13 protein-coding genes are annotated in these 15,226 nt (G+C 64.2%); 4 read left to right on the forward strand and 9 right to left on the reverse strand.

The window, feature by feature from the left end; all coding sequences use genetic code 11:
* Positions 1 to 66 precede the first annotated feature (66 nt).
* A complete protein-coding gene (locus B2U07_RS07175) occupies positions 67 to 894 on the reverse strand; it encodes an AraC family transcriptional regulator (protein ID WP_296276537.1) in 828 nt (275 codons plus the stop codon).
* Between the two features lie 5 nt (positions 895 to 899).
* Positions 900 to 1,469, reverse strand: coding sequence for a GNAT family N-acetyltransferase (locus B2U07_RS07180; protein ID WP_197856253.1), 570 nt, complete (start codon positions 1,467 to 1,469; stop codon positions 900 to 902).
* Positions 1,470 to 1,671: 202 nt separating this feature from the next.
* Here B2U07_RS07180 and B2U07_RS07185 point away from each other — a divergent pair, with 202 nt between their 5' ends.
* On the forward strand, positions 1,672 to 5,160 hold the full coding sequence (locus tag B2U07_RS07185) for a PAS domain-containing hybrid sensor histidine kinase/response regulator (RefSeq protein WP_296276540.1): 3,489 nt from the start codon (positions 1,672 to 1,674) through the stop codon (positions 5,158 to 5,160).
* A gap of 115 nt (positions 5,161 to 5,275) precedes the next feature.
* Here the strand turns inward: B2U07_RS07185 and rmuC are convergent, their stop codons facing one another.
* Both rmuC and B2U07_RS07195 read right to left on the reverse strand, forming a co-directional pair.
* On the reverse strand, positions 5,276 to 6,637 hold the full coding sequence (rmuC, locus tag B2U07_RS07190; RefSeq protein ID WP_296276752.1) for a DNA recombination protein RmuC: 1,362 nt from the start codon (positions 6,635 to 6,637) through the stop codon (positions 5,276 to 5,278).
* A 180-nt stretch (positions 6,638 to 6,817) separates the two neighbouring features.
* Entirely contained in the window at positions 6,818 to 7,069 is a 252-nt protein-coding gene (locus tag B2U07_RS07195; protein ID WP_013716752.1) for a sel1 repeat family protein, read from the reverse strand.
* A 743-nt stretch (positions 7,070 to 7,812) separates the two neighbouring features.
* Here B2U07_RS07195 and B2U07_RS07200 point away from each other — a divergent pair.
* Genes B2U07_RS07200 through B2U07_RS07210 form a run of 3 tightly spaced genes read left to right on the forward strand, consistent with a single transcriptional unit; the run spans position 7,813 to position 10,914 of the window.
* Positions 7,813 to 10,368 carry an intermembrane phospholipid transport protein YdbH family protein gene (locus tag B2U07_RS07200; protein WP_296276542.1) on the forward strand — a complete coding sequence of 852 codons (2,556 nt, stop codon included), beginning with the start codon at positions 7,813 to 7,815 and terminating at the stop codon, positions 10,366 to 10,368.
* A 4-nt stretch (positions 10,369 to 10,372) separates the two neighbouring features.
* Positions 10,373 to 10,564: a YnbE family lipoprotein gene (locus tag B2U07_RS07205; protein ID WP_024309303.1), complete on the forward strand. Its 192-nt coding sequence runs from the start codon at positions 10,373 to 10,375 to the stop codon at positions 10,562 to 10,564.
* Positions 10,565 to 10,575: 11 nt separating this feature from the next.
* Positions 10,576 to 10,914, forward strand: a complete 339-nt coding sequence (locus B2U07_RS07210; RefSeq protein ID WP_197856256.1) for a YdbL family protein — start codon at positions 10,576 to 10,578, stop codon at positions 10,912 to 10,914.
* A 61-nt stretch (positions 10,915 to 10,975) separates the two neighbouring features.
* Here B2U07_RS07210 and grxD read toward each other — a convergent pair whose 3' ends face one another.
* From grxD to B2U07_RS07235, 5 genes are all read right to left on the reverse strand, one after another.
* A complete protein-coding gene (gene grxD, locus B2U07_RS07215; protein WP_074682640.1) occupies positions 10,976 to 11,302 on the reverse strand; it encodes a Grx4 family monothiol glutaredoxin in 327 nt (108 codons plus the stop codon).
* 226 nt (positions 11,303 to 11,528) lie between these two features.
* Positions 11,529 to 13,637 (reverse strand): molybdopterin oxidoreductase family protein, encoded by a 2,109-nt coding sequence (locus B2U07_RS07220; protein ID WP_296276544.1) that lies wholly within the window; start codon positions 13,635 to 13,637, stop codon positions 11,529 to 11,531.
* A gap of 406 nt (positions 13,638 to 14,043) precedes the next feature.
* A complete protein-coding gene (locus B2U07_RS07225; RefSeq protein WP_296276547.1) occupies positions 14,044 to 14,310 on the reverse strand; it encodes a hypothetical protein in 267 nt (88 codons plus the stop codon).
* Positions 14,307 to 14,726 (reverse strand): hypothetical protein, encoded by a 420-nt coding sequence (locus tag B2U07_RS07230; RefSeq protein WP_296276549.1) that lies wholly within the window; start codon positions 14,724 to 14,726, stop codon positions 14,307 to 14,309. Before B2U07_RS07230 ends, B2U07_RS07225 begins: the two co-directional genes overlap by 4 nt.
* On the reverse strand, positions 14,723 to 15,169 hold the full coding sequence (locus tag B2U07_RS07235; RefSeq protein ID WP_296276551.1) for a structural protein P5: 447 nt from the start codon (positions 15,167 to 15,169) through the stop codon (positions 14,723 to 14,725). Before B2U07_RS07235 ends, B2U07_RS07230 begins: the two co-directional genes overlap by 4 nt.
* Between the last annotated feature and the right edge of the window lie 57 nt (positions 15,170 to 15,226).

Here is a 15,226-nt window from a genome sequence, read left to right on the forward strand (position 1 = left end):
GGGCTGAAGAAGCCGGCGCCCCCGATAAGGAGCGCCGGTTTTTTTATGCCTGGTATTGGCCTGCTGTCAGCTCCGGGCCACCGCGCTGCGATACTCGCCAGGGCTGACGCCGTAGGCCTGCTTGAACTGTCGCGACAGGTGGCTCTGGTCGGCAAAGCCCAGCTGCATGGCCACGGAGACCGCCGTACAGCCGGTCCTGAGCAACGCACGCGCCTGTTCCAGACGACGTTGCTTGAGCCAGGCATGCGGCGGCAGCCCGGTCGCACGGCGAAACACCCGGGCGAAATGAAAGGGTGAGAGATTGACCGCAGCCGCCAGCTCTTCCAGGGAAGGTGGCTCGATCAGGCGGTCGGCGAGCATCTGCTTGGCGCAGGCCACAGCCCAGGGTTCACGCCCAGGCGCAGGCGGTTCGGCCAGCCGTGCATGACGCTGGAACAGCAGCAGAATCGCCTCACGCCAGGCCAGTTGCTGCTGCAGTGCTTCGGCGCCGTCCTCGAGCAGGCGATGCAGTTGCAGGAAGGCACTGTGCAACTGCGGATCATGCAGCACGCTGAAGGAAAACGACGGCATGCCCGCCTTGGCCAGCCCCAGCTCCTGCAGCGCACCCAGCACCTGATCATTACCCGGATAGAAGCCGCGATAGCGCCAGCCGTCGTCATGCGCCTTGGAGCCGGTGTGCACTTCGTCCGGGTTGATCAGCACCATGCTGCCCTGCGGTGCCAGGTGGTCGCTGCCACGGTGATGAAAGCGCTGGGCACCGTGCTCGATCACGGTGAAAACGAAGCCCTCATGCACATGAGGCGCGAAGCGTTGTTCCAGGTAGCGCGCCTGCAACAGCTCGACTCCGCTCAATGCGGGAGCTTGCCAGAAGCGGGTCTGCTCGCGAATTTGCATGCAGCTCAGGCGCCGAAGCCCGCCTCCATCGCCTCTCGCAGCGCCGGCCATTCCTGATCGGTGATGCTGTACAGCACGGTATCGTCGAGACGGCCATCGGCCAGCCGACGATGGTTGCGCAGCAGACCTTCACGGACGGCGCCCAGTTTCTCGATGGCGCGTTGCGAACGCTGGTTGCTGGCGGCGGTTTTCAGTTGTACGCGGACCATGCCCCAATTGTCGAAGGCATGCCTGAGCATCAGGTACTTGATGGTGGTGTTCAGGCCGCTGCCATGCTGATTGCGATCGAGCCAGGTCCAGCCGATTTCGCACGCCGGCAGGCTGTTCATGAAATCGGCGAAGCGTGTGGTGCCCACCAGCTCGTCACCCAGGCGAATAACGAAAGGTAGAGCGCGCTGCTCGCGCAGATCGGCCAGGGCGCTGCGGTACCAGTCCAGGCGCTGGGTACCGCTCATGTACAGCAGCTCTTCGCGATTGGCCTCAGCCAGTGCTACCAGGGCGGGGATGTCCGCATCGGAGAGCGGTTCCAGGCGCAAAGCGCCACGTTGCAACGTCACCAGCTGCGGCTTGAACATAGGGGCATCCTCGGGTCCGTCCTTGGGCAGAATCGCAAACCAACCAAGCTATCAGCCCCTGCGCTGCTGCACAATCGAGTCCCGTCGCAAAGCACAGGTGCCTGGCTGCGACCTTGGTCGCAGCCGACAGCCTCCGGCTTTGTGCAACACTGATCAACATCGTTTCGTCCTGTTTCGTTCCACTGCGTGTTTCGGAGTTTGCATGTCGCTGTCCCCCGGGTTGATCGCCGCGGTCGCCCTGATCTACATGGCCATCCTTTTCGCCATCGCCTTCTATGGTGACCGCCGCAGTGCGCCCATGCCGCCGAAAGTCCGCGCGTGGGTGTATTCGCTGTCGCTGGCGGTGTATTGCACCAGCTGGACCTTCTTCGGCGCCGTCGGCCAGGCTGCCGAACAACTGTGGTCGTTCCTGCCGATCTACCTCGGCCCGATCATCCTGCTGCTGACCATGCCCTGGGTGCTGCAGAAGATGGTGATGATCAGCAAACAGGAGAACATCACCTCGATCGCCGACTTCATCGCCGCGCGCTACGGCAAGTCGCAGTCGCTGGCCATCGTTGTCGCGCTGATCTGCCTGGTCGGCGTGCTGCCCTACATCGCCCTGCAGCTCAAGGGCATCGTGCTCGGGGTCAATCTGTTGATTGGCGAACACGCCCAGGACACCGGCACCAGCGCGCAGGACACCGCCCTGATCGTGTCGCTGGCACTGGCGCTGTTCACCATCCTGTTCGGCACGCGCAACCTCGACGTCACCGAGCACCACCGCGGCATGGTGCTGGCCATCGCCTTCGAATCGCTGGTCAAGCTGCTGGCCTTCCTCGCTGTCGGCGCCTTCGTCACCTTCGGCCTGTACAACGGTTTCAACGACCTGCTGCAGCAGGCGCACGACACCGCCGAGCTGGACGACTTCTGGAACGAGGCGGTGAACTGGCCGGCGATGCTGGTGCAGACCGGCATGGCCATGATCGCCATCGTCTGCCTGCCACGGCAGTTCCACGTCACCGTGGTGGAGAATATCGAGCCCAAGGACCTGCGCTTGGCACGTTGGGTGTTTCCCGCCTACCTGGTGCTGGCCGTGCTGTTCGTCGTGCCCATCGCCCTGGCCGGGCAGATGCTGCTGCCGGCCGGCATCACGCCAGACTCCTTCGTCATCAGCCTGCCGCTGGCCGAGGCCCATCCGGGGCTAGCGGTACTGGCATTCATCGGCGGCGCCTCGGCGGCCACCGGCATGGTGATCGTCGCCTCGGTAGCGCTGTCGACCATGATTTCCAACGACATGCTGCTGCCCTGGCTGCTGCGCCGGCAGAGCACCGAGCGGCCGTTCGAGGCGTTTCGCCACTGGATGCTCACCGCCCGCCGGGTCAGCATCGTGCTGATTCTGCTGCTGGCCTACGTCTGCTATCGCCTGCTCGGTGAAGGCACCAGCCTGGCGACCATCGGCCAGGTTTCGTTCGCCGCCATCGGCCAGCTAGCGCCGGCCATGTTCGGCGCGCTGGTGTGGAAGCAGGCCAATCGCCGCGGCGTGTTCGCCGGCCTGATCGTCGGCGCCATGCTCTGGTTCTACACCCTGGTGCTGCCGCTGGCGGCACGCGGCATGGGCTGGTCGCTGGACAGCTTCCCCGGCCTCAACGCCCTGCTCTACGCCCCCATCGGCCTGCAGGTCGACCCGCTGACGCGCGGCGTGGTCCTGTCTCTGGCCGGCAACATGCTGTTGTTCGCCTGGGTGTCCTGGTTCTCCCGAACCCGCGTTTCCGAGCACTGGCAGGCCGGGCGCTTCATCGGTCACGATCTGGGCACCAAGCCCAGCGGCCGCAGCCTGCTGGCGGTACAGGTCGGTGACCTGCTGATGCTCTCCAGCCGCTTCGTTGGCGAGGAGCGTGCGCGCCAGAGTTTCACCCGCTTCGCCCTGCGCCAAGGCAAGAACAAGGCCTTCGATCCCAACCAGCCGGCCAACAGCGAATGGATCGCCCACACCGAGCGCCTGCTCGCCGGCGTGCTCGGGGCCTCGAGTACCCGCGCGGTGGTCAAGGCCGCCATCGAAGGCCGCGAGATGCAGGTCGAGGATGTGGTGCGCATCGTCGACGAAGCCAGCGAGGTGCTGCAGTTCAACCGTGCCTTGCTGCAGGGAGCGATCGAGAACATCACCCAGGGCATCAGCGTGGTCGACCAGAACCTGCGCCTGGTGGCCTGGAACCATCGCTATCTGGAATTGTTCGAGTACCCCGAAGGCCTGATTTACGTGGGGCGGCCGATTGCCGAGATCATCCGCTTCAACGCCGAGCGCGGCATGCTCGGTGGCGGCAATGTCGAAGAGAACGTCGCCAAGCGCCTGTACTGGATGCGCCAGGGCACTGCGCACAGCTATGAACGGGTATTCCCCAATGGCCGGGTGATCGAGCTGATCGGCAACCCCATGCCGGGCGGTGGATTCGTCATGAGCTTCACCGACATCACCGAGTTCCGCGAAGCCGAACGCGCCCTCAAGGATGCCAACGAGAGCCTGGAGCGGCGGGTGGCCGAGCGTACCTTTGAACTGTCGAAACTGAACCAGGCGCTGACCGAGGCCAAGGCCCATGCCGAGGCCGCCAACCAGTCGAAAACGCGCTTTCTCGCCGCAGTCAGCCATGACCTGATGCAACCGCTCAATGCTGCGCGACTGTTCTCCGCAGCGCTGGCCCATCAGGACGATGCATTGCCCAGCGAAGCGCAAGAGCTGGTCCGGCACCTGGACAGCTCGCTGCGCTCGGCCGAAGACCTGATCACCGACCTGCTGGATATCTCACGCCTGGAGAACGGGCGGATCACGCCGGATCGCCACCCCTTCGCCCTCTCCAACCTGTTCGACACCCTAGCCGCCGAGTTCGGCGTGCTGGCTGCGGAACAGGGCATCGACCTGCGCGTGCATGGCAGCCGGCACTGGATCGACAGCGACATCAAGCTGCTGCGCCGGGTGTTGCAGAACTTCCTGACCAACGCGTTTCGCTACGCCAAGGGCCGCGTGGTGCTGGGCGTGCGCCGCGAAGGCGAGCAGTTGCGTCTGGAAGTGTGGGACCGTGGCATGGGCATCCCCGAGGACAAGCGCAAGGTGATCTTCGAGGAATTCAAACGCCTGGACAGCCACCAGACTCGCGCCGAGAAAGGCCTGGGGCTCGGCCTGGCGATTGCCGACGGCCTGTGCCGCGTGCTCGCCCATCGCCTGGAGGTGCGCTCTTGGCCAGGCAAGGGCAGCGTGTTCAGCGTCAGCGTGCCGCTGGCGCGTAAACCGGCGCCGAAACCGCAAGGCCCGGTCGTATCCGCTGTTGACGGCCAGCCGCTGCAAGGCACCCAGGTGATCTGCATCGACAACGAGGACAGCATCCTCACCGGCATGCACAGCCTGCTGTCGCGCTGGGGCTGCCAGGTGTGGACAGCGCGCAACCGTCTGGAATGCGAGCATCTGCTCAGCGAGGACGTGCACCCGCAGTTGGCCCTGGTCGACTACCACCTGGACGAAGGCGAGACTGGCACCGAGCTGATGGCCTGGCTGCGCACCCGCATGGGCGAACCCGTGCCCGGCGTGGTAATCAGCGCCGACGGCCGCCCGGAGCTGGTCGCCGAGGTGCATGCCGCCGGCCTCGACTACCTGCCCAAGCCGGTCAAGCCGGCTGCGCTGCGGGCCCTGCTCAGTCGTCATCTGGTGTTGCGCGGTTAGCAAGCGCCCACCGTTTTACAAGGTCGCCGGCCCTTTGCGCTTGTAAGGCGAATGCAGCCCGCCAGCACATTAACGGCGGGTTGCACCCGCCCTACTCTTTACGACTGGCTGTGGCTTACTCGCCCAACTCGTCCAGCGCCGGCAAATCGGCAGAACGTTCGAGCAGATCGGCAGGCAAACTCTTGCTCGCGCGGGCGCCGAGCAACTTGAGGTTTTCCACCCGGCCGACTAGGTTGCCGCGGCCGTCGACCAGTTTGTTGCGCGCGCTGGCGTAGGCCTTGTCCAACTGCTGCAGGCGACTACCCATCTCGTCCAGATCGGCGACGAAGGCCACGAACTTGTCGTACAGCTGGCCGGCGCGCTCGGCGATCTCGCGTGCGTTCTGCCCCTGGCGCTCCTGGCGCCAGAGGCTGTCGATCACCCGCAGGGTCGCCAGCAATGTGGTCGGGCTGACGATCACCACCTGCTGCGCGAAGGCTTCCTGGAACAGGTCCGGTTCGGCCTGCAGCGCTGTGGCGAACGCGGCTTCGATGGGCACGAAGAGCAGAACGAAATCCAGGCTGTGCAAGCCTTCGAGGCGCTGGTAGTCCTTGCCGGACAGGCCCTTGAGGTGGCTGCGCAGGGAAATCAGGTGTTGCTTGAGCGCCTGCTGGCGAATCGGCTCGTCCACCGCCGAGACGTACTGCTGGTAGGCGCTGAGGCTGACCTTGGCATCGACGATCACCTGCTTGTCGCCTGGCAGACGGATCAGCACGTCAGGCTGGAAACGCTCACCGCCAGCGCCCTTGAGGCTGACCTGGGTCTGGTATTCACGCCCCTTCTCCAGGCCGGCATGCTCCAGCACACGCTCCAGCACCAGCTCGCCCCAGTTGCCTTGGGTCTTCTGCCCCTTGAGCGCAAGCGTGAGGTTGGTCGCCTCGTCGCCCAGGCGCTGGTTGAGCTGCTGCAGGCGCTCCAGCTCCTTGCTCAGGGAAAAGCGTTCACGTGCCTCTTGTTGATAACTCTCGTCGACGCGTTTCTCGAACGCCTGGATACGCTCCTTGAGCGGGTCGAGCAACTGACCGAGGCGATGCTGACTGGTCTCGGCGAAACGCTGCTCGCGCTCGTCGAAGATCTTCGTCGCCAATTCGGAGAACTGCGCGCGCAGCTCATTGCGCGCGCCCTGCAGGTCATCGAGGCGCTGCTGCTGGTTATCGCGGTTTTCCTGCAGCTCAGCTGCCAGCGCCGCACATTCTGCGGTCAGACGGCGTAGCTCGGCTTCGTGGCGCTCGCGCTGCTGGTTCCAGGATTGCGCGGCCTCGCGGGCGATCTGCCGTTCCTGCTGCAGCAGTTCGTTTTCACGGCGCAGGCCGGCCAGCTCGGTCTGCTGGTCCACCTTGATCTCACTGACCTCGGCCAGTTCCGCACGGCAGGCATCGAGTTGCGCCAGCAGACCTGCCTGGCTCAGCTGGGCATGCTCCAGCCGTTCCTGCAGCAGCGCCTGCTCGCCTTGTTCGCGCGTCAGCCGGCGTTGCAATGACCAGAGCGCCGCCAACAGCGGGACCAGCGCGACGACCGCACCGATGGCAAGAGAAAGAGGATCGATTGGCATAGACGCTCCATGTTGGACCGCCAAGCAGTATACCCAGCCGGCGATTCACACGGGGCCAGCACGCACTCAGCGTGACAGGCGCTCCAGCTCCAGCTGGGCACCACGGTCGCCGGCACGAGCGGCCTGGCGCAGCAGTTCATAACCGATACGACGGTCGCGGGTGTTGCCGCAGTCGCGGCAGAGCAGTTGGCCCAGGCGGCTTTGCGCCTGCACGCAACCTTTGCGCGCGGGCTGCTTGAGCAGGTTGCCGGCGATGCGCTTGACGCTGGGCGTTTGTCCCAGGCGCGGGCTGTCGAGCAGCCATAGCGCAACGCGCATGGGCAGACGAGAAGAACCGGAACGAGCTGCGGAGGATGACGAAGGTAAAGCGCGAGGCATAAATAACGGAAGGGTGACTGCCGGGGCGCGCCACTCTACTCTTTTTTTCCCGAAGGTAAAGTTTCGCCGGACGAATCGATTGCCACTGCTAAAAAGAGTTCCGTCACAATCCACAGAAGCTGTGGATAAGTCCGTGAACAACTTGCTCGAAAGAGGTGCCAGGCCCGATGGTTAGGGGCTTTGAGACAAACTGTCGATTTTTTGGCCAATGGAAAAAATTCATATTTTTCATTGACTTAAAAATCAACCACGAAAAATCAAACGCTTAGCGGCGTTTCTGACAGTGATGTGACAGCCTGCTTCAGCATTGTGCACAACTCGCTGCAACATATCCGCGCAGCGCTCTGTTTCGGGGCATGCAAACGGCCAATGCCGTGTTCATGCGGGCTGCGCTAACGGCTCCCGCAGCAAAAACGGCGCACAGCGAAACGGCAGCGATCTGTTCACCCAAGACAGTAGGCGCTTGGCTTCCTCTCACCCACTCGACTGAGGGAGAAGGCTGAACGCGCCATAAAAACGCCAGCTTTCCCCTCGCCGAACACAATCAGCGCATGCTTGCGTTTGAGGTTGTGCACAGCCAGGGCGCATGGTCGTGCCAGCGCCATACACAACGCCATGGAGCGGCTTGGCACCCTCCGGAGCATGGGGTACCGTCGCGCAACAGGCCTTGGCAAGGAGAACTCATGAGCCGCCGGCGCTTCTGGCTGAGCATCTGCATAGCGATCCTGGCGCTGTTGTCGCTACTGGCCGGCTACGCCGGCTATCGCGTTCAGCAGTTGCTGGAACAACAGCATATCGAGCTGGATTGGCAAGGCTTCAGCCTCACCTGGCGCGGTCTGCAACTGCATGAGGTGAGCCTGGTGCAGCGTCAACAGGGTGAATTGCACGCCCATGCCAGGCAGTTGCAGCTGCAATGGCTGGCCAGCGAAACGCCGCGCTACCGTCTGGCTGCACAGGGTCTGCGAGTGGAATGGCTGCCGGCCGAGACAGCGGCGCAGAACCCGGCCGACAGCGACCTCGACGCCACCCTCCAGACGATACTTGACGCCCTGCCCTGGCTGCCGAGGCAGATCGAACTGCGCGATGTGCAGGCGCAACTGCCGTGCGCCAAGGGCCGGTGCGCAATCGATGGCGAGCTCGACCTGCAGCGCCTGGACGATGCCTTGCAACTGCGTGTGCGACTGCTACGCGAAAGCCACAGCGCACTCTTGCAGGCGCGCTTACAGGGGCTCGACGGCGCCTTGGACAGCCCACGCCAACTGCAGCTGACCCTGCACCTCGATGAACAGCAGCAACTGGAGCTGCGCAGCGACCTGGCAGCTCAGGGCGATGCACTGCAATGGAACGGCGACCTGCTACTGGCACCGCTGCAGGAAATCGCCTGGGTCGCTGCCTGGCTAAGCGAATGGACACCACTGGACACGGCCAACCTGCCAGCGACGCCGCAGCAAGCCGGCATCATCGCCCAGTGGCAATTGCAGCTGCCGCAGAGCACCCGTCAGTTCGGCGAGTTGCTGGTCGCACCGGGATGGCTGCGTGTCGACACCCAGCTGCCGCAGCCCTGGCCAATGCCCGGCGTCGGCCTGCTCAGCGGTGAACTGCAGCTTGACCTGCGCAATTCCACAGGAGTCTGGCAGGCGCGCAAGCTGCACGGTGACCTGCAACTCGACGCGCAGGACGCACCCTGGCTGGCCGCGCTGCCGAGCGGTTTGCAGCCAAGCCAGCTAAATATGCGGCTGGTGCCGCTACAAGGCAGCACTGACAACGAACTGGCCGTAGGCCTCACGCTCAGCGGGCAAGGCGCACTGGAGATGCAGGCGGACGCCGAACTCGGCCTGCAGCTGTCGCGCGACTGGGCGCTGGACGTGCGCCAGCTGCGGCTCGAAGCTCGCAGCAAACGCGTCGATCTGGGTGCTACTCGCGCCGATGGCCTGCAACTGAACCTGGCGCTATCCGGGAATGCCACGGCGCAGCAACTGCAACTGGCGGTCGCCGACGACTCGCGCCTGGCCATCCAGCGCCTGCGCGTCGCCGAGCTGGACCTGCAGCAGGCGCAACTGATCCTGGCCGGCCTCGGCATCATCGGCGCGCCGACTGCCCCTACGCTGTCCGGCCCACTGGCGCTGCGCGTGCAGAGCCTGCAGCATCCGCAACTGCAGCCCCAGAGCTGGCAATGGCAGGGCCGGCTGCAGGCTGACAGCGTCCACCAGGCGCTCGATGGCGCCCTGCTGGTCGACTCCGGCCTGAGCCTGGCCTTGGGCCTGAACAACAGCGCCGACGGGCTGGCGCTGAACGCTACGCTCGATGAACTCTTTCTGCGCGCCGGTAACCCGCTGGCGCAAACCCTGGCCAGTTGGCCGCCATTGCTGACGCTGGACAACGGCCGCCTGCAGGGCGAAGCCAGTCTGCGCCTACCCGCCAACAAGCCTCTGCGGCTGAGCGCTCGCCTGAGCGGCAAGGGTCTGGCCGGCATCTACGACCGCAGCACGCTGAGCGGTGTGGACGGCGAACTGCGCCTGCAACTGGCTGGCGATCGCCTCACCCTGGAGCTGCCCAGCCTCAGCGCGAAACAGATCGATCCAGGCATCGCCCTCGGCCCGTTGCAGCTGCAGGCCAGCTATCAGGCCAGCCTGCAACGCCCTCTGGCCGGCAGCCTCAGCCATCAGCGCGCCGAGCTGGGGATTCTTGACGGCAACCTGCGCCTGGAACCGGCGACCTGGGCATTGGACCAACCCAGCCAGCTGCTGCCCCTGAAGCTCAGTGGCCTGGACCTGCAGGAGCTGTTTCGCGTCTATCCGGCCGAGGGGCTGGAGGGCAACGGCCTGCTCGACGGCACCCTGCCGCTGCGCCTGGGAGGTGCCATCAGCATCGAGCAGGGATTGATCGAAGCGCGCGCTCCAGGCGGCCGCCTGCGCTTTCACTCGCCGCGCATCCGTGCCATGGGCCAGGCCAACCCGGGTATGAAGCTGGTCACCGACGCGCTGGAAGACTTTCACTACGATCTGCTCAGCAGTAGCCTCGACTACGAGCCGTCCGGCACACTGCGCCTCGGTATGCGTCTACATGGACAGAACCCGGCCATCGAACAGGGCCGCCCGATTCACTTCAACATCAACCTGGAAGAAGACATTCCGACCCTGCTGGCGAGCCTGCAACTGACCGACAAGGTCAGCGACATCATCCAGCAACGGATTCAGCAACGGATGCGCCAGCGTGTCCCTCAAGAAACCAAGGAGTAGCGCCATGCGCACGTACCGCCTCCTCGCCGCCCTGAGTCTGGCATTGCTGTGCCAGGCCTGTACCCCGACGGTGCAGTTGGCCATGCCCAACGAGCCGATCAACATCAACCTCAACGTCAAGGTCGAGCACGAGATCTACATCAAGGTAGACAAGGCGCTGGACAACGTCTTCAACGAAGACAGCGGCCTGTTCTAAGGAGAAGCATGATGACCCGATATATTTCGACCCTGCTCCTGGCGCTGACTCTGAGCCTGCCGGCCTATGCGCTGAACCTCAACCAGGCCATGAGTGCCCTGGGCGACGCCAAGGCCAGCGGCCAGCTCGGCGAGCAGCCCAACGGCTATCTGGGTGTGGTCAAGCCCGGCGGCCAGGCCGACGAAATCGCGCGCCTGATCAATCAGGCACGCCGCGCCGAATACCAGAAAGTGGCCAAGGACAACGGCATCAGCCTGAACGACGTGGAAGCCATCGCCGGCAAGAAGGCCATCGAGCGCACGCCCAAGGGCCAGTTCATCCAGCTGAACGGCCAATGGCTGCAGAAGTAGAAAGCCTGCGGCAGAAATGAAAGAACCCGCCTAGGCGGGTTCTTTTTTGCGAGCGCGGCGATCAGGCGTCGGCTTTGCCTACGGCGTCCTTGATCAGGGTCTGCAGCTCGCCCTTTTCGTACATCTCGGTGAGGATGTCGCTACCGCCGACCAGCTCACCACCGACCCACAGCTGCGGGAAGGTCGGCCAGTTGGCGTACTTCGGCAGGTTGGCGCGGATTTCCGGGTTCTGCAGGATGTCGACGTAGGCGAACTTCTCGCCGCAGCCCATCACCACCTGCGCAGCACGGGCAGAGAAGCCACACTGCGGGGCATTGGGCGAGCCTTTCATGTACAGCAGAACGGTGTTGTTGGCGATCTGCTCTTTGATGGTTTCGATGATATCCATGGGGCACCTCAGCATAGACTTCGCGACCCGACGGTCGCCACGGTGGCGCGATTGTAGCGAAAAGCCGAGCATAATGCTCGGCCTTGCCGTCATCCCCAGAACTGTTTACGACCTAGCGAGCTAGAGCCATGCAAGGCAAAAACAGGCGAGGACGCGGAGTTTACAAGTTGTAAATGAGCAGTCCGAGCCTGTTTTTAACGCAGCAGGGCCGACGCGCAGCAGGTCGTTACGCAGCCACTACCTCAACCGGCACGCCGTTAAGCACCGCATTGCCGGACAGTGCATCGAGGCGGCGTTCGTCGGTCAGATCATTGGCGCTGGCGCCGGGCTGGGCACGGGCGATGTCCAGCTGCACGCCCGGCCGGGCGTGGCCCCAACCATGCGGCAAACTGACCACACCGGCCATCACCTCCTCGCTGGCCGCCACCTCCACTTCGATGCTGCCGACGCGCGAACGCACCTGTACCCGCTGCCCATCGGCCAGGCCACGACTGGCCAGGTCCACCGGGTTCATCAGCAACTGATGACGCGGCTTGCCCTTCACCAAACGGTGATAGTTGTGCATCCAGGAATTGTTGCTGCGCACATGGCGGCGACCGATCAGCAGCAGTTCATGGGCGCCAGGCTGCTCCTGCCCGGCAAAGCGCGCCAGGTCTGCCAGCAATGGCTCGGGCGCCGCCTGCACCGCCTTGCACGGAGTTTTCAGCCGTGCCGCCAGGTTCGGCTGCAGAGGCCCCAGATCAAGCCCATGGGGATGCTCGCGCAAGCTGGCCAGGCTGAGCTTGTGCTCGCTGCGATCACCATAGGCGCCGAAGCGCAGACCCATGTCGATCATCTGCTCCGGCGCCATGGTCGGCTTCAGTTCAAGGTTGTTGCGCGCGGCAAAGGCCTTGGCCAGACCGACGAAAATTTCCCAGTCGTGCAGTGCACCGTCCGGCTTGGCCAGCACAGCCTCGTTGAAACGGGTGACATTACGCACGGCGAACACGTTGAAGGTGGTGTCGTAATGATCATGCTCCAGCGGCGCGGTCGGCGGCAGGATCAGGTCGGCGTAACGGGTGGTTTCGTTGATGTAGAAATCCACCGAGAGCATGAAATCCAGGTCGTCCAGCCCCCGCTCCAATTGGCGCCCGTTGGGCGTCGACAGCACCGGGTTGCCGGCTACCGTGACCAGCGCGCGGACCTGCCCTTCACCGGGGGTGAGCATCTCTTCGGCCAGCGCCGAGACCGGCAGTTCGCCGCCGTATTCCGGCAGGCCGGACACCCGGCTCTGCCAGCGGTTGAAATGGCCCCCGGAAGTACTCGCCACCAGATCGACCGCCGGCGAGGTACAAAGCACGCCGCCGACGCGGTCCAGATTGCCGGTTACCAGGTTGATCAGTTGCACCAGCCATTGGCACATCGTGCCGAAAGCCTGGGTGGACACCCCCATACGGCCGTAGCACACCGCCTTGTCGGCTGCGGCAAAATCACGCGCCAGTTGCCGAATGGTCTCAGCCGGCACACCACAGCGAGCGCTCATCGCCTCGGCGTGGAAGTCGGCGATCGCCGCGCGCACCTGCTCCAGCCCTCCCACCGGCAGATGGCTGTCGCGGGTCAGGCCCTCCTCGAACAGGGTGTTGAGCAGCGCCAGCAGCAGCGCGGCATCGCTGCCGGGGCGCACGAACAGGTGCTGATCGGCAATGGCTGCGGTTTCGCTGCGACGCGGGTCGACCACCACAAGCTTGCCGCCACGAGCCTGGATGGCTTTCAGGCGCTTTTCCACGTCCGGCACGGTCATGATGCTGCCGTTGGAGGCCAAGGGGTTGCCGCCGAGGATCAGCATGAAGTCGGTGTGATCGATATCGGGAATCGGGATCAGCAGGCCGTGGCCATACATCAGCAGACTGGTCAGGTGGTGCGGCAGCTGGTCGACCGAGGTGGCCGAGAAGCGATTGCGGGTTTTCAGCTGGCCAAGGAAGTAGTTGCTGTGAGTCAGCAACCCGTAGTTGTGCACGCTGGGGTTGCCCTGATAAACGGCCACGGCGTTCTGCCCGTGCTCGGCCTGGATGGCGCTCAGGCGCTCGGCCACCAGCTCGAACGCCTCATCCCAGTCGATGGCCTGCCACTGCTCGCCGATGCGGCGCATGGGCTGGCGAATGCGATTGGGATCGTTCTGGATATCCTGCAGCGCCACCGCCTTGGGGCAGATATGGCCACGGCTGAAGCTGTCCTGCGCATCGCCCTTGATCGAGCGAATCTGCATGATGCCATCCGGCTGGGTTTCGGTTTCGATGGCAAGGCCGCAGATGGCTTCGCACAGATGGCACGCACGGTAATGGAGGGACTTGGTCATGGCCTGGCCTCTTGTTCTGATCCGAGACGACCGGTCAGGTCGCAGGTTTCGCACTATGGGCCGAGCATGGGAACGGCGCCAGCAGCGTTCGTCCCGTGAATCGGCAGGCATCATGGGTGCCGATTCAGGCGCTGAAGTCTTCGATATCGCTGGCGCCAAAGCTTTGGCAAAAAGGCTTGTAAAACAGGATTCTGCGCGCTCGCGGGCGGCAACTTGCGCCGTCTCGTCATTTCCTTATGATGATTCGCGGGGAATAAGGGGGCTCAAGGAAGCGCGAATGCCCCTGAAAGCCGCGCAGCTTCAAGTACTCGACTCCCTTCTGGCACCCTGCCATCCCCATTGCCACCACTTGATTGGTATAAAAAGTGGTACGGCATTTCTAGCCCGTTCTGGGCGTAACTATCTCCTACATACATGCAGCAACAGCGGCCTCTAGCCGCTTCTCGTACCCCTTCCGCTGCAGCCGTTCGGCGCGGAGCGCGCGCATCTGCTCGGCAATCGAGGCGCCGATGGGCAGCGAGTCAACCGCGAACGCTGGGCGCTGCACGCGCTCAGTGCGGCACGGCACCTGCACCGGAACCTCGACGCGCACCACGACAGGCTCTGGCGGATCAGTCACCTGGCCGGCGCAGCCGGCCAGCAGCAGCCACGGAACAACCAGCAGCCACCTCATAATCCTCGCTCCCGTTTCAGTTCATCGTCGAAAGCTGCCGAGGCCGCGGCGCAGACATCAGCTCCGGCAGGCGTGCGCTCTTGAAGCACCAGCTGCGCCTGCTGATCCGCCTGCTGTGCCTCGACCTCGGCCTGCTGCTGCAGATCCTTGGCGCGAGCGGCTCGCTCCATCGCGCTGGCACGCAGGTCGGCCAGCGCCGCGTTCTGCTCGATCACCTGGCCGAGCAAGTTGGTACGGGTGGTGCGGCAAGCGCCGAGCTTGCCGGCGTCCGCGAGTCGAGCCTGCCGCTCGGTGGCCAGGTCGCCCTGCAGGCTGTTGATGCGGATCTGCTGCCCGAGGCCGATCAGTGCAGCCAGCACCAGGCCGCCAACAACAGCCCAACCCCAGGCTGGCACGAGCTTGAGCCAGGCTGTCATGCCAGCGCCCTCTGCACACCCTCGTCGATCACCGCATCGGCATACGGCTGGCGGCCGTTCTCGTGCGTGATGATCTCGACCAACAGGGCACGCAGCACCGGGCGTTGCCGCACATCGATCACGGCGTCCGACTTCACGCCGAGCGCCTTGGCAACGGCGGCAATGTAGGCAGCCGTATCGTTTTCGTTTCCCGGCGCCCAGCGGCTAATGGTTTCGCGCACGGTGTCGATACCATGCCCGCCAACGCCCGGCATACCATCCTTGCCCCGGTAGTTCAGTAGCAGCTTGGCCAAGGCACGAATGCCATTCTCCGGCGAGTCGAAGCGAGCGAAGCGCGGGCGAGGCACACCCAACTCCAGGCCGAGCTGGCCTTGCCAGTTGTTGCGCGGGTTGAAGTCGATGTTGCCGGGGTTGTTGTTGCGTACGCCACGTGGTGTGGACATAGTTTCCTCCAGGCGAAAAAAAGCCCGCACGTGGCGGGCGTAGATTGGTCAGTTCAA

The organism is Pseudomonas sp. UBA7530 (assembly GCF_002479365.1).
Classification (GTDB): domain Bacteria; phylum Pseudomonadota; class Gammaproteobacteria; order Pseudomonadales; family Pseudomonadaceae; genus Aquipseudomonas.